This window comes from Micromonospora sp. NPDC051925, from assembly GCF_044548625.1.
Classification (GTDB): Bacteria; Actinomycetota; Actinomycetes; order Mycobacteriales; family Micromonosporaceae; genus Micromonospora.
The window spans coordinates 59,362-83,546 of sequence record NZ_JBIUCH010000023.1 but is presented as its reverse complement, the minus strand read 5'-3'; the positions used below and the strand labels follow the sequence as shown (position 1 = coordinate 83,546).

Genomic DNA, 24,185 nt, shown 5'->3' with positions numbered 1-24,185 from the left:
TCGGCATCTCTGGTCGGTACCCCCGGGCGGGCCGGGTCATGCCGACGTGCGGTCATTGATCGACGCGGCCCCCGGCCGGCCGTCGTGTCGCCCCACACCCGCCCCCACCAGCGGCCTGACCGCTTCCGATCTGCGAGGTTTCGGCTCGTCGGAGGCAGGTTAATGGGACGCTCTGACCGGAAGACCATCCCTCGCAGATCGCATGGAGGTGCACCATGCGCGTCGGCCTCGTCTGCGCGCACGCCGGGCCACCCCGGTACGCGGAAGGACCACCCGTCGGCACCCACGAGCACGTCGCCCGGGTCGCCGGCGAGCTGGCCGGGCGCGGCCACGACGTCCGGGTGTACGAGCGCCGCGACGACCCGGCCCTGCCGGCGAGCGTGGCGATCGACGGCTACCGGGTGGACCGGGTGCCCGTCGGCCCGGCGCAGCCCACCGCCACCGCCGAACTGGTCCCCTACGTCCCCGAGTTCGGCCGCTGGTTGGCCGACCAGTGGAGCGGGGAGTGGACGCCCGAGGTGGTGCACGGGCACTACTGGATCGGGGGCCTGGCCGCCGCGCACGCGGTGCGCGAAACGGACATCCCGGTGGTGCAGACCTTCCACTCGCTCGGCGTCGAACAGCGGCGTCACCTCGGCCGACAGTACGACGGCCCCGGTGAGCGGATACCGCTGGAGCGGGCGCTCACCCGGGCGGTGGACGTCGCCGTCGCCCAGTGCAACGACGAGGTCGACGAGTTGACCCGGATGGGGCTGCAACGAACCTCGGTGGCGATGGTGCCGACCGGGGTGGACATCGAGCGGTTCCACCCCGACGGCGAGGCCGCCCCCCGGGACCAGCGGGCCCGCATCCTCTCCGTCGGCGGGCTCTCCCCCGGGCACGGTCAGGACGACCTGATCCGGGCAATGCGGCTGGTCGGCGACGCGGAACTGGTGATCGCCGGTGGGCCGCCGCCGGACCAGTTGGCCACCCACGCCGAGGCCCGCCGGCTGCGGGAGCTGGCCGAGCGTAACGGGGTCGCCGACCAGGTCACCCTGGTCGGCGCGGTGCCGCACGACCAACTGGCGACCTGGTACCGCTCTGCCGACGTGGTGGCCTGCACCCCGCACTACTCCTCCGCCGGGCGGGTGTCGCTGGAGGCGATGGCCTGCGGTGTGCCGGTGGTCGGCTACGCCATGGGCGGGATCGCCGACTCGGTGGTCGACGAGGTCACCGGCCGGCTGGTGCCCCCCGGTGACGTCCGGACGCTGGGCATGACGCTGCGTCGGCTGCTCGCCGACAACGCCGGGCGGTTCGCGTACGGGCACGCCGCGGTGGACCGGGTCCGGTGCAGCTACACCTGGGAGCGGACGGCCGGCGCGTTGGAACGGCTCTACGAGCGGGTGGTGGGTCGGCGCACGCCGGTCGAGGTGTCCGTCGAGGTGCCCGACACGGTGCCGGTCGAAGGCGACGCCGCCGCTCCGGTCGAGGGGACGGCCGCCGCTCCGGTCGAGGGGACGACCGCCGGCCCGGTCGGAGTCTGAGCGGACGGCCCGGCCGGGTCCTTCCGCGCCGCCGGCCGTCCTGGTTCTGGGGAGTGCGTCCCGGTGGACGCCCTGGGCGCGGGTGCCGTCCGGACGACTGCCGGTCGGATGTACCTGTGCCTACCGGCATCCTGTCGAGCTGATGACGTCAACGGCTCACGGTCCCCTGCCCCAGCCCGGCCGCCTCTGGTTTCCCTGCGTCGGTCCTGCTTCTGGTTCCTGCGCTGGTTCCCTGCGTCGGTCCTGCTTCTGGTTCCCTGCGCTGGTCCTGGCTCTGGGGTTCCCTGCGCTGATTCTGGCTCTGGTTCCCTGCGCCGGTTCAGGCGCGTGGGGCGGCACCCACCATGGCGCGTTCCCGGGTCCGGGTCACCGCGTGGTGGTGCTGGGGCGCGGCGTACCGGGTGAGCCCGATCACCGAGGCGAGGGTGATCAGGAAGCCGACGGCGGCCAGCCACTCCCGGCCCGGCCAGATCTTGTCGTTGAGCAGCAGCAGGCCGACGATCGCGGCGGGCACCGCCCCGGCGGCGTCCATCGCGGCGACGGCGGCCGTCGTGGAGCCGCGTTGCATCGCCAGACCGAGCAGCAGTTGGCCCACCAGTGAGTGGGCGATCAGCAGGTAGAGCAGCGGATCGCGGACGAACGCCTCGGCCGACGGGGCGGAGGCGAGCGGCCGGGCGGCCACCGCGGCGGCCGAGAACGCCATCCCGGCCAGTGAGCCCAGCGCCACCGAACCGGGTGCCCCGTGCAGGCGTACCGCGAAGAAGCCGAGCAGCCCGATCGCGCCGAGAGCCACCGCCAGGGCGATCAGGCCGGCGGTGCCGAGCCCTTTCGAGGGGGCCGGCTGGGCGGAGAGCACCAGCGCGCTGATCCCGGCGAAGAGCAGCACCAGCAGCGCCACCTCGGCGGCGGGCAGCCGCCACTTGAGCACCACCACGCCGAGCAGGGCGGTCACCCCCAGACCCGCCGCCACACTGGCCTGGACCAGGAACAACGGCAGGTCACGGCGGGCCAGGAAGGCCAGCACGAAGCCGGTCACCTGGCAGAACAGCCCGATCAGGTACGTCCGGTGCCCGGCCAGCCGCAGCAGCAGACCCGGGTCGAAGGTGTGGTGCACGGTCGTCCGGGCGGCGGCGACCGACTGGAGCATGTTGGCGAAGCCGTACGCGACGATCATCGCCGCGAGGAAGCACCAACCGGAGGACACCACCTGGCGAGGATAGAGGGTCGTGTGGGTTCAGCGCGCGGTTGGCTGACCCAGCCGGGACAGGACGTCGGCGTGCAGCGGCCCGTTGGTGGCGATCGCGCTGATCTCACCGGAGACCGTCCCACCAGGGGCGGGGATGCCCTCCAGAGTGGTCATGGTGCCCCCGGCGGCGGTCACGATCGGCACCAGCGCGGCGACGTCCCAGAGCGACAACTCCGGCTCCACCATCACGTCCAGTGCCCCCTCGGCCAGCAACATGTAGCCGTAGAAGTCGCCGTACGCGCGGCTGCGCCAGGTGTCCCGCATCAACTGGAGCACCGGGTCCAGCCGGCCGGCCGCCTCCCAGCCGGTCAGCGAGGAGTAGCAGAAGCTGGCGTCGGCGAGGTCGCCCACCCCGGAGACCCGGATCGGTACGCCGGAGCTGGCGTCCGGGCCGGCGTACGCGCCCACGCCGGGAGCGCCCCACCAGCGCCGGCCCAGCGCCGGGGCGGAGACCAGGCCGGCAACCGGCCGGTCCCCTTCCAGCAACGCGATCAGGGTGGCCCAGACCGGGACGCCCCGGACGAAGTTCTTGGTGCCGTCGATGGGGTCGATCACCCAACGCCGACCGTCCGGGCCGGTCGCCGGCTGCTCGCCGTACTCCTCGCCGAGCAGCCCGTCGCCCGGCCGGTGGGTGGCCAGCAGCGCCCGGATCTCCCGCTCCACCGAGGTGTCCGCGTCGGAGACGGGAGTCAGGTCCGGCTTGGCCGTCACCCGCAGGTCCAGTGCCCGGAACCGGGCCATCGAGATGGCATCGGCGGCGTCCGCGAGCCGGTGCGCAAGAGCAATGTCGTCAACGACCCCAACCACACCGAAACCGTACCCACCCCACCCCCACCCCCCACCCCCACCCCCCACCCCCACCCCCCGCTCCCACCCCCCCGCTCCCACCCCCGCCTCGGCCCGCCCCGCCCCGGTGATCAAGAAGTTTGCGTCATCAGCGTCGGCCACCGTGACGTAAACCTCTTGATCACCAGGGCGGGGCAGACCAGGGCGGGGCAGACCGGGGCGGGGCAGACCGGGGCGGGGTGGGGCAGGCCGGGGTGGGGTGGGGTGGGGCAGCGGGGAGGGGAGGGGAAGGGTGGGTTGGTCCTGGGTACTCCGCTATGCGGAGCGGCTCTGATCGGGAGGAAGTGGGTCTACTTCCGAGTCATGAGCCGGCTAGGGGGTCGCCGGGGTTGCGTTCGGGTTCGCGGGGGTCGCCGTCGCCGGACCGGGAGGCCAGCAGCCGACGGTACGAGGCCAGCCGGCGCGAGTCGGCCTTGCCGGCGGCCACCCAGGCGTCCAGGGCGCAGTCCGCCTCGTCCGGGGTGTGCGGGCAGTTCGGGGGACAGTCCACCGTCCCCTCCACCAGATCGGGGAAGCCGTGCAGCAGGCTCTCCGCCGAGACGTGGGCCAGCCCGAAGCTGCGTACCCCCGGGGTGTCCACGATCCAACCCGGGTCGCCGTCGGCGTCCGGGGTGCGCGGCAGCCGCAACGCCACCGCGCTGGTCGAGGTGTGTCGGCCCCGGCCGATCGCGCTGACCACACCGACGGCCCGGAGCGCGTCCGGCACAAGCCGGTTGACCAGCGTCGACTTGCCCACCCCGGAGTGCCCCACCAGGACCGACACCCGGCCGGCGAGCAGGGCGCGCAGCGCGTCCAGGTCGGAGTCCGGCCGGACCAGCACGTACGGCAGTTCCAGCTCGGCGTAGTAGCCGACCACCTGGTCCGGGCCGGCCAGATCGGCCTTGGTCAGGCAGAGCAACGGCTCGATGCCGGCGTCGTACGCGGCGACCAGGCAGCGGTCGATGAACCCGGTCCGGGGCGGCGGGTCGGCCAGCGCGCTGACGATCACCAGTTGGTCGGCATTGGCGACCACCACCCGTTCCTGTCGCCCCTCGGCGGTGTTCTCGTCGTCGTCGGCGGTGCGTCGCAGCACCGAGCGCCGTTCGGCGATCCGGACGATCCGGGCCAGCGCCCCGTCCGCGCCGGAGACGTCTCCGACCAGGCCCACCCGGTCGCCGACCACCACCGACTTGCGGCCCAGCTCGCGGGCCCGCATCGCGGTGATCGCGGCATCGTCGGGGGCCTCGGGGAACACGCAGGTGTACCGGCCCCGGTCGACGGCGATCACGAACCCGTCCACCGCGTCGTCGTGCCGGGGGCGGGTCCGGGTACGCGGACGTGAGGACCGGCCGGGCCGGACCCGTACGTCGTCCTCGTCGTACTCCCGTCGCTTGGTCGTCAGGACCTGCCCCCTCCGCCGTCAGCTCTTGCCGGTCACCATCGCCGACCATAGTGCCGGGAACTCCGGCATGGTCTTCGAGGTACACGCCACGTCGTCCACCTCGACGCCCGGCACGGCGAGCCCGGCCACCGCGGCGGCGTGCGCCATCCGGTGATCGGCGTAGGTGCGGAAGGGGCCGCCGCGCAGCGGTCGGGGCCGGATCTCCAGCCCGTCGTCGGTCTCGCTCAGGTCGGCGCCCAGCGCGGTGAACTCGCGGGCCAGCGCGGCGATCCGGTCGGTCTCGTGCCCCCGGATGTGCCCGACCCCGGTGAAGGTCGACGGCGAGTCGGCCAGCAGGGCCAGCGCGGTCAGCGCCGGGGTCAGTTCGCTGACGTCGGACAGGTCGGCGGTCAGGCCGTGCACCGTGCCGGTGCCCCGGACGGTCAACCCGCCGGTGGTCAGGCTCACCTCACCGCCCATCCGGTGCAGCAGCGAACGGAGCTGCTCGACCGGCTGGACGCTGCTGTGCGGCCAGCCCTGCAACGTCACCTCACCTCCGGTGACCAGGGCGGCGGCGAAGAAGGGCACCGCGCCGGAGAGGTCGGGCTCGATCTCCCAGCCCCGACCGGCGAGCGGCCCCGGCTCGACCACCCAGACATCGGCGACGCTGTCGTCGACGGCCGCCCCGGCGGCCCGCAGCATCTGCACCGTCATCCGCAGGTGCGGGGCGGACGGCACCGGCGGGCCCTCGTGCCGGACCACCACGCCCCGGTCGAAGCGCGCCCCGGCGAGCAGCAGGCCGGAGACGAGCTGGCTGGAGGCGGAGGCGTCGATCACCACCTCGCCGCCGGCGACCCGACCGCCGCCCTGCACCACCAGGGGCAGGCTGCCGGCGTCCGGCGTGTCGATCCGGACCCCGAGCGAGCGCAGCGCACCGATCAGCGGGCCGAGCGGCCGGACCCGGGCCTGCGGGTCGCCGTCGAAGGTGACCCGCCCCTCGGCGAGGCCGGCGACCGGCGGGACGAACCGCATCACCGTGCCGGCGAGGCCCACGTCGACGTGGGCCGGGCCGACCAGCCGGTGCGGCCGGACCAGCCAGCGCTCGTCGTCGGAGACCGACACGTGCGCACCCATCGCGCGCAGCCCACCCGCCATCAGCTCGGTGTCCCGGGCCCGCAGCGGTCCGTGCAGTGTCGAGGGGCCACCGGCCAGCGCGCTGAGCACCAGGGCTCGGGCGGTCATCGACTTGGAGCCGGGCAGGCGCAGCGTCGCCGTGACCGGGTCACTGGCGGTCGGTGCGGTCCAGGGCTGTTGCGCACGGGTGGCGGTCGGGTTTCCCACGATCACATTCTGCCAATCCGACGACGACTTCGAGCCGGCTGTCGGGCCGACTCCCGGTTGGCGGGACAGCCGTCGGCGGCGTGGAGCGTTAGCGTGTGCGCCATGTGCGGCAGGTACGCGACGACCCGGGGCGCGGGGGAGCTGAGCGCCGTCTTCGAGTCGTACGACGACACCGACGGCCGGCTCGGGCCCGCCCACAACGTCGCGCCGACCGATCCGGTGCCGGTGGTCCGGGTCGACCCCGACGGTTCCCGGGTGCTCTCGGTCGGCCGCTGGGGCCTGGTGCCGCACTGGGCGTCCTCGGCGGCCGGGGCGGCTCGCATGATCAACGCGCGGGCCGAGACGGTCGCCACCAGCCGGGCGTACGCCGTGCCGTTCGCCCGTCGGCGCTGCCTGGTCCCGGCCGACGGCTGGTACGAGTGGGTGCGCCGGGCCGGTGGCGGCAAGCAGCCGTACTTCATGACCCCACGTGACGGTGCGGTGCTGGCGTTGGCCGGCATCTGGTCCCGGTGGGAGACGTTGCTCACCTTCAGCGTGCTCACCACGGCGGCGGTGGGTGAGCTGGCCGAGGTGCACGACCGGATGCCGTTGCTCCTGCCCCGGGACCGCTGGGCGGACTGGTTGGCCCCGGTCGACGATCCGGCGGCGCTGCTCGTCCCGCCGACGTCGCAGTGGCTCGCCGGGCTGGAGATCCGTCCGGTCGGGCCGGCGGTGGGCGATGTCCGCAACGACGGCCCGGGGCTGATCGCGCGGGTACCTCCGGAACGGGAACGCTCCCACGGGGAGAGCACGCTGTTCTGACGTGATTGGCGACATTGTCGCGCACGAATTGCCAGAGTTCCGGGCGAAACGTCGCTCGGATTTTTGGCCATCTTTCCGGCAGACCCCTTGTCCCCGTAGCCAACAGTGCGATAGAACACAGCGCTGGCACTGGGAGCGTCTTCGCGCAGTGTGAACGACGCCCGTCGATCTTGCCGGTCCCACGGGGGAGGTGGGTGTGATGACCCGGGCGCGTATGCCACGTCCGCACGAGGTTGCCGCCGCACGGCGAGATCCGCGACTACTGAGGGCGTTGCGGGACCGCCGTTCCGACGATGCCTGGCGGACCAGAGGAACCTGCCAGAGCGTGGACCCGGAGACGTTTTTTCCGGCGCCCAACGAACCGGCCGACGCGGCGGTCTCGCTCTGCCGCAGTTGTGACGTCCAGGGCTCCTGTCTGGCCTGGGCGTTGGAGGTGGGCGACACCCACGGGGTGTGGGGCGGCACCACGCCGCGCGAGCGCCGGGCCATGCTGGTGGCCTGGCGCGGCGAGGTCGAGTCCGATCCCGACGCCGCCGACGACGCCGGCCCACCGGTGCGGGACCGGCTACTCACCCTGGTGCCGCTGAGCTGACCCGCCCGGTCCGGTCCTCCGGTCCGGTCTGTCGCGTGTGTCCCGGGTAGCGGCCTTTGCTGCTGGTACGGGGCTTCCGCGTCTGGGCGGCGGCCTTCCAGTCCGGCTTCCTGTCCTGGACGGTGGCCGTTCGATCCGGGCGGGTGGCTTTCCGGCCGTCCGGGGGCGGCGGCGCAGAATGGCCGGGTGCCGCACCTCGCGCAGCTCGACACCCCACGTGGCCCGGCCCGGGTCGACACCGACCTGCCGGTCGGTCCCCCGACGTCCCTGCTCGTGCTCGGGCACGGTGCCGGCGGCGCGGTGGACGCGCCGGACCTGCTCGCCCTGCGCGACGCCGCCCGCGGCGCCGGGGTGGCGGTGGCCCGGGTGACCCAGCCCTACCGGGTGGCCGGCCGGCGGGCCCCGGCCCCGGCCGGGCACCTGGACGAGGCGTGGGCGGCGGTGCTGACCGTGCTGCGGAGCCGACACCCCGAGCTGCCCCTGCTGGTCGGCGGGCGGTCCAGCGGCGCCCGGGTGGCCTGCCGGACGGCCCGCGCGGTGGGTGCGGTCGGGGTGGTCGCGCTGGCCTTCCCGCTGCACCCGCCCGGCCGGCCGGAGCGTTCCCGGGCCGCCGAGTTGGCCACCGGGCTGCCGACGCTGGTCGTCAACGGCGACCGGGACCCCTTCGGGGTGCCGACCGCAGGCGGCCCGGTCGAGGTGGTGGTGCGCCGTGGTGAACGTCACGACCTGCGCCAGGACCCGGCCGGCGTGGCCGACGCGGTGGTCACCTGGCTGCGTCGACACCGGTGGGCGCAGTGAACCGCCGCGTCCGCGCGTCGGTCGGGCCGGTGACCACCCGTTTCCGCCTCGGCGGACCCGTCGTTGCATCCGATGGTGTCGGCCTTCCGGTTCGGGCGGTCGGGACCGTCCCTCCCAGGCCCTTCCTGGTCCCAGCCCCCCGGTAGCCGACCGGTTGGCCGGGACCAGGAGCGGGAGGCCGGTGGAATGTCCGGCCCGTGGTCGGGCGTTACGACTCCCGGACGAGGAATCTGGCGAGGGGGGTGACCGGTGCCGACCGAGACGCGGAGCCGGGAGCGGGACGAGCGGGACGCGCGGCAGCTCAGACGGCTGCTGGACGGCCCGGACTGGCCGGCGGTGGGGGCCGCCCCCGGGGTGGTGAGCACCGGCACACCCGGCAGAACCGAAGCTGCGGACGGGTTCGTCCGCGTATCCTCGGCGGGACAGCATCCGACGCGAGGGGATGTGCGGTTGACCACCGAGAAGACGGACGAGCGCAGGGCCCGCTTCGAGCGGGACGCGATGCCCTTCGTCGATCAGCTCTACGCTGCCGGGCTGCGGATGACGCGCAACCCGGCCGATGCCGAGGACCTGGTCCAGGAGACATACCTGAAGGCGTACGCCGCTTTCCACCAGTTCGAGCAGGGCACGAACCTGAAGGCCTGGCTCTACCGGATCCTGACCAACACCTACATCAACTCCTATCGCAAACGGCAGCGCCAGCCTATTCAGGCGCCCACCGAGGAGATCACCGACTGGCAGCTCGCCGAGGCCGAGTCGCACACCTCCAGCGGGTTGCGGTCGGCCGAGACCGAGGCGCTGGACCGGCTGCCGGACAGCGACGTCAAGGAGGCGCTCCAGCAGTTGCCGGAGGAGTTCCGCCTGGCCGTCTACCTGACCGATGTCGAAGGCTTCTCGTACAAGGAGGTCGCCGACATCATGGGCACGCCGATCGGCACCGTGATGTCCCGGCTGCACCGTGGGCGTCGCAATCTGCGCAAGCTGCTCGAGCGGTACGCCGCCGAGCGTGGCTTCAGCGCCGCGCAGTCCCCGAAGGGCTCGACCGCCGCTGCCAGCCGGGAGGTGTGACGTGAGCTGTGGAAAGCCGCACGAGACGGACTGCCGGGAAGTGCTCGCGGAGGTCTACCTCTACCTGGACCTGGAGTGCGCCGAGGAACGGCGCTCGCTGATCCGTTACCACCTGGACGAGTGCGGGCCCTGCCTGCGGGAGTACGGCATCGAGCAGGAGGTGCGGGCGCTGGTGGCCCGGTGCTGCGGCAACGAGACCGCCCCCGACCAGCTGCGCGAGCGGCTGCGGGTACGCCTCACCGAGTTGGTGGTCTTCGAGGCCAGCGAGTCGCGAGAACTCGCCGAGTGACACACGAGTTCGCGGACTGACGCGCGAACTCGTCGAGTGACGCACGGATCCACGACGGTGGCCCGGGTCGAGTCGACCCGGGCCACCGGTCTGTCCGGCTCCGGGCCGGACCTGGCGTCGCGGCGGATGCCCGCCGGGACGACTCAGGAGTTGGGGCGCTTGCCGTGGTTCGCGCTGCTCTTCTTGCGGGCCTTCTTCTTGCGGGCCTTCTTCGCCATGCTGACCTCCTCGTGATGGGTCCGACCCCTGCTGCGGCGACCCTCGGCGCCGGTGCACGCCACCGGTCCTCCCGGCGTCGGGGTCCGACCCGATGATGCTAGTGCGGCCGGCGTCCGCCGTCGTGCGCCGGGGCGGCAGCGGCACCTGAACCGACCCTCGCCGCCGGGTCGCCTCCGGCCGGGGCCTGGCCCGCCCTCGGGTGGCGTGACCGGGACGGGTCAGGCCGCTCCACCCCCGTGCAGGGCCGGTACGTGATTGGATACCGAACGCAGACACACCCGGTGGAGAGGGAGGGCCGTGATGGCCGAGGAGATCCGCGCCGAGATGGTGGCCAACGTGTGGAAGGTCGTGGCGTCGACCGGGGACACCGTGTCCGAGGGAGACACGTTGGTGATCCTGGAGTCGATGAAGATGGAGATCCCGGTCGTCGCCGAGTCCGATGGCGTGGTCGAGCAGCTCGCCGTCAACGAGGGCGACGTGGTGCAGGACGGTGACCTGATCGCGGTGATCGGTTGATCCCCGGTGACCGGTCGGCCGGGCTGCTGGTCCGGCGGGCCGTACCGGCCGAGTTCGCGGCGGTGGCCCGGCTGACCGTCGCCGCCTACGAGGCCGACGGTCAGCTCAAGGGCGAGAACGGCTACGGCGAGGTGCTGGCCGACGTGGCCAGCCGGGCGGAGAACGGCGAGATCCTGGTCGCCGTCGACGCGGTGACCGGCGCGGTCCTCGGCTCGGTCACCTTCGTGCTGCCCGGCAGCCCGTACGCGGAGTTGTCCGGGCCGGGCGAGGCGGAGTTCCGGATGCTGGCGGTGGACCCGGCCGCCCAGGGGCGGGGCGCGGGTGCGGCGCTGGTCCGGGCCTGCCTGTCCCGAGCCGCCGAACAGGGCTGCGCGGCGGTGGTCATCTGCGTGCGCAGCGGGCTCGCCGACGCCGCCCACCGGCTCTACGCGGGGCTCGGCTTCGTCCGTACCCCGGAACGGGACTGGTCGCCGCTGCCGGGCGTCGACCTGCTCGGCCTGCGTCGGGACCTGCCCACCAGCCCGGTCTGACCCGTGCGGCCCGCCTACTTGTCGATGCCGACCAGCAGCTCGTCGGCCACCTCGAGGGCGAGCGTCTTGCGCTCGTCGTCGGTGATGTCCGGAGTCCGGATGGCGAACCAACTGCTGTGCACGGCGAACAGGACCAGCGTCGCCCGGAGTTGCGCCCGGGGTGAGTCGTCGCCCAGGCAGATCGCGTCGGCCAGCCGGAACATCCGTTCGCGCATCTGCTGGCCGGCGGCGAGGCTCTTGAGCACCGTCTGGTTCTGCTCGAAGAAGCGCATCACCGAGGGTTGCTCCGTGGCGAACATCGTGTCGGCGTACTGGCTGACCAGGGCCCGTCGGGTGGCCAGGGTAGCCGGTTGGTCGCGGGCCCAGTCGATCAGCTCGTCCATCCGGTGCAGCCGGTCCTCCACGTAGCTGTTGACGATCTCTTCCTTGCTCTTGAAGTGGTAGTAGAGGGCGGCCTTGGTCACCCCGAGTCGTTCGGAGATCTCCCTGAGTGAGGTCTTCTCGTACCCCTGTTCGGTGAAGAGCTCCAGCGCGACGGCCTGGATGCGTTCCCGTGTGCCGCCTGTGCTCTGACTCACCTGTACCACCCAATTCACTTGACGGGTCCTGCTGCCCAACTTACCGTGCGGCTAGTAAGGTGACTAGCCGGGCGGCAAGTAAGTGCGACAGATCTCCGGGAGAGCTTACCGATGACTCAGGAAACCCAGGCGACGGCGAGACCCAACATCAGGGTGGTGCTGTTCGGCCTGATGATCGCGATGATGCTCGCGATGCTCGACAACATGATCGTCAGCACCGCGCTGCCGCGGATCGTCAGCGAGTTCGGCGGCGTCAACCACTTCACCTGGGTGGTCACCGCGTACGTGCTGGGCACCACCGTCTCCACCCCGATCTGGGGCAAGCTCGGCGACCTGTACGGCCGTAAGGCGGTGTTCCTGACCTCGGTGGTCATCTTCCTGATCGGGTCGGCGCTCTGCGGCATGTCCGGTTCGGAACTGCTGGGCGGCACCGGCAACGGGATGGTCGAGCTGATCGCGTTCCGGGCCGTGCAGGGCCTCGGTGCGGGTGGCCTGATGGTCGGCGTGATGGCGATCATCGGTGACCTGGTGCCACCCCGCGAGCGGGGCCGTTACCAGGGCATGATCGCCGGCATCATGGCGATCGCCATGGTCGCCGGCCCGCTGGTCGGCGGGTTCATCACCGACAACCTCTCCTGGCGCTGGGCGTTCTACGTCAATCTGCCCCTCGGTGGCCTCGCGCTGCTGATCCTGGCCACCACCATGCACCTGCCGAAGTACCGGACCGAGCACAAGATCGACTGGCTGGGCGCGGCGCTGCTCTCCGTCGGGATCACCGCGATCGTCCTGGTCACCACCTGGGGCGGCAACGAGTACGACTGGGGCTCCCCGCAGATCCTCGGCCTCGCCGTGCTGGCACTGCTCAGCCTGCTGGCCTTCGGTTTCGTCGAGCACCGGGTCGCCGAGCCGATCCTGCCGCTCGGCCTCTTCGCCAACCGCAACTTCACGCTGATCTCGGCGATCGGCTTCCTGCTCGGCTTCGCGATGTTCGGCGCGATGAACTTCCTGCCGCTCTACCAGCAGACCGTGCAGGGCGCGTCGGCCACCAACAGCGGCCTGCTCCTGCTCCCGATGATGTTCGGCATGCTGGTGGTGTCCCTGGTGATCGGCCGGGCCATCACCAAGACCGGTCGCTACCGGATGTACCCGATCGCCGGTGGTGTGTTGATGGCCCTCGGCATGGCGCTGCTGTCCCGGCTGGAGGTCGACACCGGCAAGGTCGAGTCGTCGCTCTACATGCTGATCCTCGGCGCCGGCATGGGCTTCCTGATGCAGACCTCGATGCTGATCGCGCAGAACAGCGTCGAGCAGAAGGACCTCGGTGCGGCCAGCGGCGCGGCCACCTTCTTCCGCTCCATCGGCGGCTCGTTCGGCATCTCGCTCTTCGGCGCCATCTTCGCCAACCAGCTCGCCGGCTCGGCTGCCGGTAGCGCGTTCGGCGGCGGCTCCGGTGAGGGCCGGGGGACCGATCTGGAGAAGCTCAAGGAGTTGCCGGCCCCGCTGCGCGAGGCGGTGCTCGGCGGTCTCTCGGACGCCATCTCGAACGTCTTCTTCTGGGCGATGGTCATCGCCATCTCGGTGCCGGTGCTCGCCTGGTTCATCAAGGAGATCCCGCTCCGTACGGCGAACGACGTCCCACCGCCGCAGGCCACGCCCGAGGAGCAGGCCGAGATCGCCCTCGGCAAGGCCCCGGTCTCCTGACCCCGCTCCGTCCCACCCCGTCCCACCCCACCTGACCCGACCTCACCCGACCCCGTCCGGCGCGGCCGGTTCGCCCCCCACCCAGGGCGCGGACCGGCCGCGCGCCGTTCCGACCCGTGAGCCGGGGGAGGGAAGGGCTGTCAGCGGCGGCGGAACGGGGCGGTGAGGCGACGCCAGGCGCGGGCCAGTCGCCCGGTCCGACGGGTCCGGGCCGGGGTGGCGAGGAGCCGGTGGGCCAGCGCGGTGGTGGCGGGGTCCACGGTCGGGGTGGCCAGCGCCAGGTGGGCCAGGGAGATGGCGATCGGCACCCGCCGGCCCTGCGCGACGGTCGCCACGTCGGCGAGGCGCTCGGCCACCAGCCCGGCCACGTCGGGGCGGATCGTCGGGTCCACCCAGGCGGCGGTGACCAGGGCGAACAGTGCCGCCTCGGTGATCCAGTCCTCGACGCCCCAGATCAGTTCCACAAGCACCCGACGGCGGGTCGAGGTCGCCCACGGCTCGTCGGTGCGGTGGTGCAGCAGGCCGAGGCAGGCCCAGACCTGCACGCAGCGGACCCAGAGGGACGGGTCCTGGCCGGTGAGCACCCGGCCCAGCGCGGTGGGTGGCGCCTCGGGCGGATGCACCAGCAGGCCCAGCAGGTCGGCCAGTTCCAGGGTGGCCAGCCCGACCGCCGCGTCGTACGCGGCCGGCGGGTGTGGCCAGGCGGGGTGGGCGAGTTGGCGTACCCGGTCGGCGGCGGCGGTGGACGGGGCCGGCAGGATCGGCGCGGCGGTGGTGCCCTCGTAGCGCCAGAGTTGGCAGTCGGTCGCCCGGCGCGGCTCGCGCGGGTCGGGGTCGGCCACCCCGACGACCTCGACGTAGAGGCCGGGCACGGCGGCGGTGACGGTGCGCATCGCGCTCGGCGGTTCCAGCGTGTCGAGGCGTACCGCCGCGTCGGGGAGGCCGTCGGCGGCGAGCGCGCGGCGCAGCGCGTCGACCATCGCGCCGGTGGCCGGGGTGACCTGCCCCAGCCAGGGGCGTCCCCGGCAGGACTCGGCGAGGTCGGTGTGCTCGTGGCTGTCGTCGGGGTGGTCCCGGGTGAAGTCGGCGAGGGCGACCAGGTGGGCCACGTCGCCGTCGCGCAGGAAACGCAGCCGGTGCGCGGTGTGCACCGCGCAGTCGAAGTTCGGGTCGCGGGCCAGGGCCCGGTCGATCCAGTCGAGGGCCTGGTCGAGTCGGCCGTTGTCGGCCAGGGTGCCGGCGATGTCCGCGTACACGGCGAGGTCGTCGGGATCGTGCGCGACGGCCCGTTCCAGGGCGGCCAGGGCCTCCCGGGCCCGTCCGGCGCTGCGGTAGGCGTACCCGAGCCAGACCTCGCCGAGTTTGGACGGCGTCACGCGTACTCCCCGGCTGGCCCAGGTGACCGCGAGGGTGACCTCGCCGAGTCGCCGGGCCAGCGCGGACGCCGCGCCGAGCAGGAGGGCGTGCCGGGGGTGCGCGGCGACCGCGTGCTGGGCCAGCGTGAGGTACGGCCGCAGGGGCGCCCGGCCGATCCGGGGCACCGGGTCGGGCACCGCGGCGCAGACCTGCATCAGGATCCGGGCGCAGCGGTCCGGGTCGAGCCGTTCGGCCAGTTCGGGGGCGGTCACCCAGGGCACCCCGGCCCAGTCGACGCCGGGGGCGTGGCCGGTGGCGGCGACCAGCAGGTCCAGCCCTTCGGCCGGGCGACCGGCGGCGGCGAGCAGGTGGGCGCGGGCGACGACGGCCCCGACGTGTGCGCGGTGGCCGAGGGGGAAGAGGTCGAGGTCCCCGCCGGAGGCGGCGGCGATCCGGGTGAGCGTCTCGTGCGTGTCGGGCAGGGTCGGCGCCAGCACCAGCGCGGCGGCGAGGTGGTCGGCGGCGTGGGTCAGGTCGCCCTCGTCGAGTGCCAGCCGGGCGAGGGCTAGCTCCTCCGCCGCGGTCAGCGCAGGTGGGTCCTCCGACACGTCGGCCTTTCGCTCGCAGGGGGTTGCCAGGGGCTGAGCAAGCGTAGGGGATGCCGGCAAGAGGCGCGGATCTGCTGCGCGTTAGTGCTCGATAGATTGTTGAAGTGGGCTCAATCGTGCAAGACTGAACATGAAACGCGCGGCGATCGCGCAATCGAGGGGAGCTTCCGTGACACGTCCAGGGGCCGGGATGGCCGCCGACATCGACGAGCAGCCGGCCGGTTACGCGCGGCTGCTCTCCGCCGAGCACGCCGGGGCTATCGCCAGGGTCGCGGCGGTCGTCGCGGAACGCCGCCCCCGGCACGTGGTCTTCACCGCCCGGGGCACCTCCGACCACGCCGCTCTCTACGGGGCGTACCTCACCGAGATCCGGCTCGGCCTGCCCGCCGGGCTCGCCTCGCCGAGCGCGGTCACCGTGTACGGGGCCCGTCCCGACCTCTCCGACGCGCTGGTCGTCGGGGTCAGCCAGAGCGGGGGCTCACCCGACCTCACCGAGGTGCTGCGTACCGCCCGTGCCTCCGGCGCACTCACCCTGGCGGTCACCAACGCCCCCGACTCGCCGCTGGCGCAGACCGCCGAGCTGGGCGTCGACATCGCCGCCGGGCACGAGCGGGCGGTCGCCGCGACGAAGACGTACACCGCCGAGCTGCTCGCCCTGCTGCTGCTGGTGGAGGGGATGCGGGCCGGCGACGGCGGGCTGCCGGCCGACCAGCGGGTCGCCCTGGAACGCCTGCCCGAGCTGGCCGAACGCACCCTGGCCGACCCCACCCCGGCCCAACTCGCCCCGCGCTACCGGTTCGCCGGCCAGCTCGTCACCACCGGCCGGGGGTACGCGTACCCGACCGCCCGGGAGGCGGCGCTGAAGCTGATGGAGACGTCGTACCTGCCGGCGCTGGCCTTTTCCGGCGCGGACCTGCTGCACGGACCGCTCGCGATGACCGACCCGGACGTGCCGGTGCTGGCCGTGGTCGGCTCCGGCCCCGGTGGCCGGTCCATGGGGGAGGTGCTGCCCCGGCTCGGTGAACGCCGTGCCGACGTGGTGGTGGTCGGCTCGGCCGAGGTCGAGGGGGCCACCCGGATGGCCGTGCCCGAGGTCGACGAGCGGTACGCCCCGCTGCTGGACATCCTGCCGTTGCAGCGCCTCGCGCTCGCCCTGGCGCTGGCCCGGGGCGAGGACCCGGACGCCCCGCGCGGCCTGAAGAAGGTCACCGCGACGATGTGACCCGAGCCGGCCAGCGGGACGCCGCCCGGGTGGGCGTGGCACGCTGTGTCTCGTGTCCACGCTGCGCGACCTCGCCGAGGAGCACACCCAGCTCCGCCCGGCCGACATCGACCACCTGCACCGGATCGCCGGCGACTGGCAGCTGCTGTCCGACCTGTCCTTCGCCGACCTGCTGCTGTGGGTGCCGGTGGACGACGACGGGACGTTCCTCTGCGTCGCCCAGGTCCGGCCGACGACCGCCCCGACCGCGTACCTGGACGACCAGGTGGGGCGGATCGTCGGCGGGCCGGAGGTGGCCCACCTGGAGGTGGCGTACCGGCAGGGCCGGATCTGGCGGGAGGGCGACCCGGTCTGGTACGGCGACGTGCCGGCCCGGCACGAGGCGATCCCGGTCCGGCTGCGTACCGCCGAGGGGGAGGCCGGTGAGGTGATCGCGGTGGTCGGTCGGGACACCAACCTCTCCACCGCCCGCACCCCCAGTCAGCTGGAGCTGAACTACCTCACCACCGCCGACGACCTGGCCCAGATGATCGCCGACGGCACCTTCCCGCCGCCCCGGCACCCGGGCGAGACCACCTCGGCGCCCCGGGTCGGCGACGGTCTGGTCCGTCTGGACGCGGGCGGCAAGGTCACCTACGCCAGCCCGAACGCGCAGTCGGCGTACCGGCGGTTGGGCTATGCCTCCCACCTGGTGGGGGAGGACCTGGCCAAGCTGCACCGCAGGCTGGCCAGCGACCCCCTCGACGGCACCGAGGCGGCGAACGGCATCCTCGCCGCGCTGCGCGGTGAGGGCCCGCCCCGCCGGGAGATCGACGCCCGGGGGGCGACCATGCTCACCCGGGCCCTCCCGCTGATGCCCGCCGGGGTGCCGATCGGCGCGCTGGTCCTGGTCCGCGACATCACCGAGGTACGCCGCCGCGACCGCGCCCTGATCACCAAGGACGCCACCATCCGGGAGATCCACCACCGGGTGAAGAACAACCTCCAGACCGTCGCCGCGCTGCTGCGCCTCCAGGCCCGCCGGGTCTCCATGCCGGAGGCCCGGGTAGCCCTGGAGGAGTCGGTACGCCGGGTCGCCTCCATCGCCCTGGTGCACGAGACGCTCTCCATGTCCAGCGACGAGGCGGTCGAGTTCGACGGCATCGTCGACCGGGTGGCGAGCGCGGCGACCGAGGTGGCCGCGACCGAGGTCAGCGTCGGGATGCGGCGTACCGGCAGCTTCGGGGTGCTGCCCGCCGAGATCGCCACCTCGCTGGTGATGGTCCTCAACGAGCTGCTGCTCAACGCCGTCGAGCACGGCTTCCCACCGGCCGAGGAGGGCGTCGACGCGCCGGAGCCGGAGGCCCGGCCGGAAGTGGTCGTCTCGGCGCACCGGCTCCGCAAGCAGCTGCACGTCTCGGTGACCGACAACGGGCGGGGCCTGCCGGCCGAGTTCGACGCCGATCGGGGCGGACGGCTCGGGCTGCAGATCGTCCGGGCGTTGGTCACCGGGGAACTGCGCGGCAGCATCGAGCTGCGCGACGGTGCGGCCGGTGGCACCGAAGCCGTGCTGGTGGTCCCGCTGGCCAAGGCCTGAGCCGGGTCCATCGGTGGCGTCACGGTGACGCCCGGACGAAGGTGAGCAGCGCGACCCACGAGGGCCGGATCGTGGTGGCGCTGCTCAGCCCCGGCGCACGAGCAGCGCCACGGTCACCCCCGGCCGGGGCCGGACCTGGTCGGCGGTGAACCCGGCCCGCAGCGCGTCGCCCTTGACACCGGGTACGGCGGCGAGCGGGTCGTCGTGACGCCCGGCGACCACCAGCCAGACCCGATCGACGCCGGCCAGGCACTCGGCCGGCCGGGGGCACTCGCTGACCCACAGGTCGGCCCGGTCCCGCCGGTCCCGGGTGACCAGCACGTCCCGGGGGTGGGTCGCTGCGGCGGGTCCGTCGGCCGGCGGGTCGTTGGCCACGCGGGCAAGCTGGTAGTCGATCCCGAGGTCGAGGAAGAGCCAACCGTCCCGGGGCGAGTAGACCACCGCGTCGCCGGGCCGCTGTCCGGCGGCGATCACCGCCGCCGCCCCCCGGTAGTCGACGGTCGCGCTGCGCGGCCAGCCGTGGCTCTGTCGTACCGCGAGCTGGTCGGGCATTCCGAGCAGCCCGGCCAGCACCACCACCGCCAGCCCCGCCCCTACCGCCCCCACCGGTACCGGCCCCACCCCCGTCCGGGCCGCCGTTGCCGGCGGTCCGGCCAGGGCGGCGCCGGCGAGCAGACAGCCGAAGGGCACCGTGAAGAACAGGTAACGCGGTACCCAGAGGGGTACGGCCAGTGCGGCGACGAAGAGCAGCAGCACAGGCAGCAGCGCGCAGACGCCGGGGAGCAGACCGCGCCGCCCCGACCGGGCCGCCCCGAGCGCGGCGAGCCCGACCAGCAGTCCCCCCACCACGCCGCTCTGTGCCAGGCCGCCCGGCAACGCCGCCAGATCCGCCGGTCGGGCCGGGGCGACCCAGTCGAGCTGGTGGGACCGCTGACCCTGCGCGGTGACCAGCAGCGGCGTCAGCGCCACCACCGCGGCCAGCCCGGCCAGCGCCCACCGCAGCAACCGCCGGTCCCGTCGATCGGTGGATGGTGTGGTGGTGGTCGCTCCCGTGGCAGCCGGTTGACCGGTGGCCGGTTCGTCGCCGCTTGGTCCGTCGGCCGGTGGGTTCGCGGCCGAACCGTTCGGCGGGCGGGCGAGGCCGGCCGCCGGGCGGCCGAGGGCCCAGGCGACCAGCACCACCACGGCGTGCGCGGCGAGCAGACTGAGGGCGAGCAGGTGTGCCAGGCCGAGCCCGGCGACGGCAACGGCGTAGCCGGACCAGCGCAACCAGCCCGGGTGGTCCAGCGCGCGGACCAGCAGCACGGTGGCCAGCACGGCGAAGAGGGTCACCATCGCGTACGGCCGGGCCTCCTGCGCGTACCGGGAGGTGCCGGGGAGGACCGCGAAGAGTAGGCCGGCGAGCAGCCCGGCGGGTGTCCCGAACAACCGCCGACCGAGTACGGCGGTGAGGCCGGCCGCCCCGGCCATGGCCAGCGCCGAGGGCAGCCGCAGCGCCGGCAGGGAGTCGCCGAAGAGCCCCGTCCAGGCATGCATCAGCAGGTAGTACGGCCCGGTCGAGGCGTCGACGGTGCCGGTGAGCCGGAGCAGGTCTCCCGCGGGCCGGGTGCTCGCGCTCCAGGTGGCCAGCTCGTCACGCCACAGCTGAGCCCGGCCGACGCCGTAGCACCCGGCGACCAGGGTGACCAGCGTCGGCGCCACCCAGAGCAGCGGCCCCGCCAACTCCGCTGAATGCCGCTTTCCGGACATCAGGCCCACCGGTCGAGGGTCCCACACCCGACCCGACGATGCTGCCGGAGCCGGAGCCGGAGCCGGGCCGGGGCTGGGTCCTGAGCCGGGTCCGGGGCTGGGTCCGGGGCTGGGGCCTGGTCCGGGCCGGGGCTGGGGCTGGGTCCTGAGCCGGGTCCAGGGCTGGGTCCGGGTCCGGTGCTGGGGCCTGAGCCGCTCCGCCGGGGCCGGAGTCAGCGCCAGGGGTCGTAGCAGGATCGGAGTCGGAGGCAGGCCGGAGCGGAGCGGGAGCCGGGCTGTTAGTAGTAGTTCGCTTCCTTTGGAGCTGATGTCGTCAACGATTCACTGACGGTGGGCAATCTGTCCGGTGAACCCTGCACACCTGGGTGTGCGCCGAGGTCCCAGGCCCGGCGTAGCCGGTCGCCTCGTACGGTCCGTTCGTCGTGCGGTCTGTCGGTCGTGCGGTCTGTTGGTCGCGTGGTCTGTCGGTCGTGCGGTCCGTTCGTCCTGTGGTCTATTCGTCGTGCGGTCTATTCGTCGCGTGGTCTGTTGGTCGCGTGGTCTGTTGGTCGTGCGGTGTGTTGGTCTGGTCGTGCGGTGTGTTGGTCGCGTGGTTTGTTGGTCGTGCGGTCTGTGCCTCGAAGGCTTGGCCTGGTCTGCTGGTCGGAGCCCTGAATCGTCTACGTCATCAGCTCGAAAGGATGGATGGTGGAGAGACAGCCCGGGATCTGCGGCCCGGGATGGATTGCCCGCGCGGGCTGCCGGCCGAGGGTTGGGCCCACGCGATGTGGGTGGCGCTTCCCGGGCCACGCCAGCTGACTCCGGCCCGGGATGGGGCGTCGCCGGCAGGCTGACCGCGCTCCGGGCCGAGCCCGCCGCACCGGCCGACCTCCCGCCGGACCCATGCCGGGCCGCGCCAGCTGACTCCGCCCCGGCATGAGGCTGCAGCCGCGAAAGCACACCGAGGCGGCCCAATGGGCGAGCGGCGGCGGAGGCTGCGACATGGCATCAATGCGGGGCACGGAGAAGCTCGGGCGCGGGGGCGCGGGGGCGCGGGGGCGCGGGGGCGCGGGGGCGCGGGGGCGCGGGGGCGCGCAAGGCGAGGCACGAGGGGCGTGAATGCGGGGACGTGGGGCGCGAGGGGCGTTGGGGCGTGAATGCGGGGAGGTGAGGCTCGGGGGCGTGGGGCGCGAGGAAGTGAACGGGGAAGGCGAGGCGCGTGGGGCGTTCGGGGCGTGAGTGCGAGGCATCGGGGGCGTGGGGCGCGCCGGAAGGCGGGGGGAGGTGGGTGGTGACGGTGGGGATGCGGCCCGTGATGTGGGATGCCGCACGTGGTCATTGGCCCACCTCCGCAGGGTGTGGGAGCATGGCTGCATGACCGCCGCTGTCGTCCGCCGCTTCGTGGCCCGTCGCCACGTCGATTACGGCCGCGTGCGCAGCGCGCTTTGTCCGGCTCACTGACGACGCCCGACCCATCCGTCTCGGGCGCGTTCTCCGCGCCGGCCGTTCCGACACCGTTGTCGTCGGCCCTTCCAGGGCCGGCCGCCGCGTCCGCGCTCCCACCGAGGCACCGCAGAGACAACGGAGGACGCCGCGATGGCGGTCAGCAGCACCCCGGCTCGCCCCGGGACCCCGACGGCCCCCGCCGCCCCCGCCGCCCGTGCCCCCCGCCGGCCCCGCGGAGAGGGACAGTGGGCCCTCGGCCACCGTGAGCCGCTCAACCCCAACGAGCGGATCAAGAAGGACGACGACCCGCTGAACGTCCGGGCCCGGATCGAGAACATTTACGCCCACGGTGGTTTCGCCTCCATCGACCCGCAGGATCTGCGTGGCCGGTTCCGTTGGTGGGGCCTCTACACCCAGCGTAAGGCCGGCATCGACGGCGGTCGTACCGCCGTGCTGGAGCCGCACGAGCTGGAGGACGAGTTCTTCATGCTCCGGGTGCGGGTCGACGGCGGTCAGCTCTCCCTGGCCCAGTTGCGGGTCATCGCGGACATCTCCCGGGAGTTCGCCCGGGACACCGCCGACATCACCGACCGGCAGAACATCCAGTACCACTGGATCCGGGTCGAGGACATGCCGGAGATCTGGCGTCGGCTGGAGTCGGTCGGCCTGCAGACCACCGAGGCGTGCGGCGACTGCCCCCGCATCGTGCTGGGCAGCCCGGTCGCCGGGGTGGCCGAGGACGAGGTGCTCGACCCGACCCCGGCGATCGACGAGATCGTCAGCCGGTACGTCGGCGACAAGGCGTACTCGAACCTGCCCCGGAAGTTCAAGACCACGATCTCCTGGCTGGTCGACACCCCGTACGAGGCGAACGACATCGCCTTCCTCGGGGTGGACCACCCCGAGCACGGTCCCGGCTTCGACGTCTGGGTCGGTGGTGGCCTCTCCACCAACCCGATGCTGGCCAAGCGGCTCGGCGTCTGGGTGCCGCTGGCCGAGGTGCCGGACATCTGGGCGGGGGTGGTCGGCATCTTCCGCGACTACGGCTACCGCCGGCTGCGCAACCGGGCCCGGCTGAAGTTCCTGGTCGCCGACTGGGGCGTGGAGAAGTTCCGCGAGGTGCTGGAGAAGGACTACCTGGGGCGTACCCTGCTCGACGGTCCGGCCCCGCAGCTCCCCGACAAGCCGGTCGACCACATCGGCGTGCACCGGCAGCGCGACGGGCGTAACTACGTCGGGGCCGCCCCGGTGGTCGGGCGGGTCTCCGGCGGGCAGTTGACCAAGCTCGCCGACGTGGTCGAGGCGCACGGCAGCGACCGGGTACGGCTCACCCCGTACCAGAAGCTGCTGGTGCTCGACGTGCCGCCGGAGCGGACCGAGTCCCTGGTCGACGAGCTGCGCGGGATCGGCCTGGAGGCCCGGCCGTCGGCCTGGCGGCGCGGCACCATGGCCTGCACCGGGATCGAGTTCTGCAAGCTGGCCATCGTCGAGACCAAGGCGCGCGGCGAGGAACTGGTGGCCCGGCTGGAGGAGCGGCTGCGCGACTTCGACGCGGACATCTCCATCCACATCAACGGCTGCCCGAACGCCTGCGCGCGTACCCAGGTCGCCGACATCGGTCTCAAGGGGCAGTTGGTGGTCGGTCCGGACGGCCGCCAGGTGGAGGGCTTCCAGGTGCACCTCGGCGGCGGGTTGGGCATGGCCCAGGGCCAGACCGCCGGGTTCGGTCGCAAGCTGCGCGGCCTGAAGACCACCGCCGACGAGCTTCCCGAGTACGTGGAACGACTGGCCCGCCGCTACCTGGCCGGCCGGACCGAGGGCGAGACGTTCGCCAACTGGGTGATCAGGGTCGACGAGGAGGAACTCCGATGAGCGAAACCCGATCCGCGCCGCTGCACTGCCCGTACTGCGGCGAGGAGGACCTGCGGCCGAACGAGGCCGGTCACGGCGCCTGGGAGTGCCACGCCTGCGCCCGGGTCTTCACCGTGAAGTTCAACGGCCTGCTGAGCCGGGGGGTGGCCCGATGAGCGGCCTGCTCTCCGCGACGAACCTGGGCCTGGTCGGCTCCGGCGGCTCGCAGCCGGCCGACCCGACCCGCCGTGACCCGGCCGAGCTGCGGGCGCTGGCCGAGCGGGCCGGCCGCGAGCTGGAGGGCGCCCCGGCGCTGGAGATCGCCCGCTGGGCGGCCGACACCTTCGGTGACCGGTTCTGCGTGACCAGTTCGATGGCCGACGCCGTGCTCGCCCATCTGGTCTCCCGGGTCGCCCCCGGCGTGGACGTGGTCTTCCTCGACACCGGGTTGCACTTTCCGGAGACGCTGCGGGTCCGCGACGAGGTGGCTCGCCGGCTGCCGGTGAACGTCCGCTCGATCCGGCCCCGGCAGACCGTCGGCCAGCAGGACGGCGAGTACGGGCCCCGGCTGTTCAACCGCTCACCGGACGACTGCTGCCAGCTGCGCAAGGTCGAGCCGCTGGAACGGGCCCTGTCCGGGTACGACGCCTGGGCCGCCGGGCTGCGCCGGGACGAGTCGCCGACCCGGGCGAACACCCCGGTGGTGACCTTCGACCCCCGCCGCGGCAAGGTGAAGGTGAACCCGATCGCGGCCTGGTCCCAGGCCGACGTGGACTCCTACATCTCCCGTCACCGCATCCCGGTCAACGAGCTGCTGGGCCGGGGATACGGCTCGATCGGCTGCTGGCCCTGCACCCGCCGTACCAAGGCGGGGGAGGACCCGCGTGCCGGCCGGTGGGCCATGTTCGAGAAGACCGAGTGCGGCCTGCACGTCTGACCGTCCCGGCGGCCGGCGCGGTGTCTTCCGCGTCGCCCGCCGGCTTGTCCGGT

The 24,185-nt window shown here is 73.3% G+C and carries 22 protein-coding genes; 14 read left to right on the top strand and 8 right to left on the bottom strand.

Annotation, left to right across the window (positions count from 1 at the left end; translation table 11 throughout):
• The first annotated feature begins 215 nt into the window (after nucleotides 1–215).
• A complete protein-coding gene (locus ACIG87_RS27065) occupies nucleotides 216–1,523 on the top strand; it encodes a glycosyltransferase (RefSeq protein ID WP_396854268.1) in 1,308 nt (435 codons plus the stop codon).
• Nucleotides 1,524–1,842: 319 nt separating this feature from the next.
• Here ACIG87_RS27065 and ACIG87_RS27060 read toward each other — a convergent pair whose 3' ends face one another.
• The 4 genes from ACIG87_RS27060 to aroA form a co-directional block, all read right to left on the bottom strand.
• Nucleotides 1,843–2,697: a hypothetical protein gene (locus tag ACIG87_RS27060; RefSeq protein ID WP_396854330.1), complete on the bottom strand. Its 855-nt coding sequence runs from the start codon at nucleotides 2,695–2,697 to the stop codon at nucleotides 1,843–1,845.
• Nucleotides 2,698–2,757: 60 nt separating this feature from the next.
• Nucleotides 2,758–3,576: an inositol monophosphatase family protein gene (locus ACIG87_RS27055; protein WP_396854267.1), complete on the bottom strand. Its 819-nt coding sequence runs from the start codon at nucleotides 3,574–3,576 to the stop codon at nucleotides 2,758–2,760.
• 340 nt (nucleotides 3,577–3,916) lie between these two features.
• Nucleotides 3,917–4,849 carry a ribosome small subunit-dependent GTPase A gene (rsgA, locus tag ACIG87_RS27050; RefSeq protein ID WP_396854329.1) on the bottom strand — a complete coding sequence of 311 codons (933 nt, stop codon included), beginning with the start codon at nucleotides 4,847–4,849 and terminating at the stop codon, nucleotides 3,917–3,919.
• Between the two features lie 165 nt (nucleotides 4,850–5,014).
• A complete protein-coding gene (aroA, locus tag ACIG87_RS27045) occupies nucleotides 5,015–6,316 on the bottom strand; it encodes a 3-phosphoshikimate 1-carboxyvinyltransferase (RefSeq protein ID WP_396854266.1) in 1,302 nt (433 codons plus the stop codon).
• Nucleotides 6,317–6,418: 102 nt separating this feature from the next.
• Here aroA and ACIG87_RS27040 point away from each other — a divergent pair, with 102 nt between their 5' ends.
• The 5 genes from ACIG87_RS27040 (at nucleotide 6,419) to rsrA (ending at nucleotide 9,864) form a co-directional block, all read left to right on the top strand.
• Entirely contained in the window at nucleotides 6,419–7,117 is a 699-nt protein-coding gene (locus ACIG87_RS27040; RefSeq protein WP_396854264.1) for an SOS response-associated peptidase, read from the top strand.
• Nucleotides 7,118–7,316: 199 nt separating this feature from the next.
• Complete coding sequence (locus tag ACIG87_RS27035; protein WP_396854262.1) at nucleotides 7,317–7,709, top strand: WhiB family transcriptional regulator; 393 nt, start codon at nucleotides 7,317–7,319, stop codon at nucleotides 7,707–7,709.
• 186 nt (nucleotides 7,710–7,895) lie between these two features.
• Nucleotides 7,896–8,507: an alpha/beta family hydrolase gene (locus ACIG87_RS27030; RefSeq protein ID WP_396854260.1), complete on the top strand. Its 612-nt coding sequence runs from the start codon at nucleotides 7,896–7,898 to the stop codon at nucleotides 8,505–8,507.
• Nucleotides 8,508–8,756: 249 nt separating this feature from the next.
• Nucleotides 8,757–9,575: a sigma-70 family RNA polymerase sigma factor gene (locus ACIG87_RS27025; RefSeq protein ID WP_396854259.1), complete on the top strand. Its 819-nt coding sequence runs from the start codon at nucleotides 8,757–8,759 to the stop codon at nucleotides 9,573–9,575.
• Between the two features lies 1 nt (nucleotide 9,576).
• Complete coding sequence (gene rsrA / locus ACIG87_RS27020; RefSeq protein ID WP_067312082.1) at nucleotides 9,577–9,864, top strand: mycothiol system anti-sigma-R factor; 288 nt, start codon at nucleotides 9,577–9,579, stop codon at nucleotides 9,862–9,864.
• Between the two features lie 143 nt (nucleotides 9,865–10,007).
• Here the strand turns inward: rsrA and ACIG87_RS27015 are convergent, their stop codons facing one another.
• A complete protein-coding gene (locus tag ACIG87_RS27015; protein WP_369752275.1) occupies nucleotides 10,008–10,082 on the bottom strand; it encodes a 50S ribosomal protein bL37 in 75 nt (24 codons plus the stop codon).
• A gap of 301 nt (nucleotides 10,083–10,383) precedes the next feature.
• On the opposite strand from ACIG87_RS27015, the gene ACIG87_RS27010 reads away from it, so the two are divergent.
• Complete coding sequence (locus ACIG87_RS27010; protein WP_145921537.1) at nucleotides 10,384–10,599, top strand: biotin/lipoyl-binding carrier protein; 216 nt, start codon at nucleotides 10,384–10,386, stop codon at nucleotides 10,597–10,599.
• Nucleotides 10,599–11,129 (top strand): GNAT family N-acetyltransferase, encoded by a 531-nt coding sequence (locus tag ACIG87_RS27005; RefSeq protein WP_396854328.1) that lies wholly within the window; start codon nucleotides 10,599–10,601, stop codon nucleotides 11,127–11,129. Before ACIG87_RS27010 ends, ACIG87_RS27005 begins: the two co-directional genes overlap by 1 nt.
• A gap of 14 nt (nucleotides 11,130–11,143) precedes the next feature.
• On the opposite strand, the gene ACIG87_RS27000 is transcribed toward ACIG87_RS27005, so the two are convergent.
• Nucleotides 11,144–11,707, bottom strand: coding sequence for a TetR/AcrR family transcriptional regulator (locus ACIG87_RS27000; RefSeq protein WP_396854258.1), 564 nt, complete (start codon nucleotides 11,705–11,707; stop codon nucleotides 11,144–11,146).
• 111 nt (nucleotides 11,708–11,818) lie between these two features.
• On the opposite strand from ACIG87_RS27000, the gene ACIG87_RS26995 reads away from it, so the two are divergent.
• Nucleotides 11,819–13,408, top strand: coding sequence for an MDR family MFS transporter (locus ACIG87_RS26995; RefSeq protein ID WP_396854257.1), 1,590 nt, complete (start codon nucleotides 11,819–11,821; stop codon nucleotides 13,406–13,408).
• Nucleotides 13,409–13,548: 140 nt separating this feature from the next.
• On the opposite strand, the gene ACIG87_RS26990 is transcribed toward ACIG87_RS26995, so the two are convergent.
• Nucleotides 13,549–15,372: a tetratricopeptide repeat protein gene (locus tag ACIG87_RS26990; RefSeq protein ID WP_396854256.1), complete on the bottom strand. Its 1,824-nt coding sequence runs from the start codon at nucleotides 15,370–15,372 to the stop codon at nucleotides 13,549–13,551.
• 190 nt (nucleotides 15,373–15,562) lie between these two features.
• On the opposite strand from ACIG87_RS26990, the gene ACIG87_RS26985 reads away from it, so the two are divergent.
• Nucleotides 15,563–16,594 carry an SIS domain-containing protein gene (locus ACIG87_RS26985; protein WP_396854327.1) on the top strand — a complete coding sequence of 344 codons (1,032 nt, stop codon included), beginning with the start codon at nucleotides 15,563–15,565 and terminating at the stop codon, nucleotides 16,592–16,594.
• 52 nt (nucleotides 16,595–16,646) lie between these two features.
• Nucleotides 16,647–18,170, top strand: a complete 1,524-nt coding sequence (locus ACIG87_RS26980; protein WP_396854254.1) for a histidine kinase N-terminal domain-containing protein — start codon at nucleotides 16,647–16,649, stop codon at nucleotides 18,168–18,170.
• Nucleotides 18,171–18,254: 84 nt separating this feature from the next.
• Here ACIG87_RS26980 and ACIG87_RS26975 read toward each other — a convergent pair whose 3' ends face one another.
• Nucleotides 18,255–19,919, bottom strand: a complete 1,665-nt coding sequence (locus ACIG87_RS26975; protein ID WP_396854252.1) for a glycosyltransferase family 39 protein — start codon at nucleotides 19,917–19,919, stop codon at nucleotides 18,255–18,257.
• Between the two features lie 1,575 nt (nucleotides 19,920–21,494).
• Between ACIG87_RS26975 and ACIG87_RS26970 the strand changes: the two genes are divergently transcribed.
• From ACIG87_RS26970 to ACIG87_RS26960, 3 genes are read left to right on the top strand one after another with little or no spacing between them, the layout of a single operon-like run.
• Nucleotides 21,495–23,216 (top strand): nitrite/sulfite reductase, encoded by a 1,722-nt coding sequence (locus ACIG87_RS26970; protein WP_396854250.1) that lies wholly within the window; start codon nucleotides 21,495–21,497, stop codon nucleotides 23,214–23,216.
• On the top strand, nucleotides 23,213–23,371 hold the full coding sequence (locus ACIG87_RS26965; protein WP_396854249.1) for a hypothetical protein: 159 nt from the start codon (nucleotides 23,213–23,215) through the stop codon (nucleotides 23,369–23,371). The genes ACIG87_RS26970 and ACIG87_RS26965 overlap by 4 nt, the downstream gene beginning before the upstream one ends.
• Nucleotides 23,368–24,132, top strand: a complete 765-nt coding sequence (locus ACIG87_RS26960) for a phosphoadenylyl-sulfate reductase (protein ID WP_396854247.1) — start codon at nucleotides 23,368–23,370, stop codon at nucleotides 24,130–24,132. The genes ACIG87_RS26965 and ACIG87_RS26960 overlap by 4 nt, the downstream gene beginning before the upstream one ends.
• The last annotated feature ends 53 nt before the right edge of the window (nucleotides 24,133–24,185 follow it).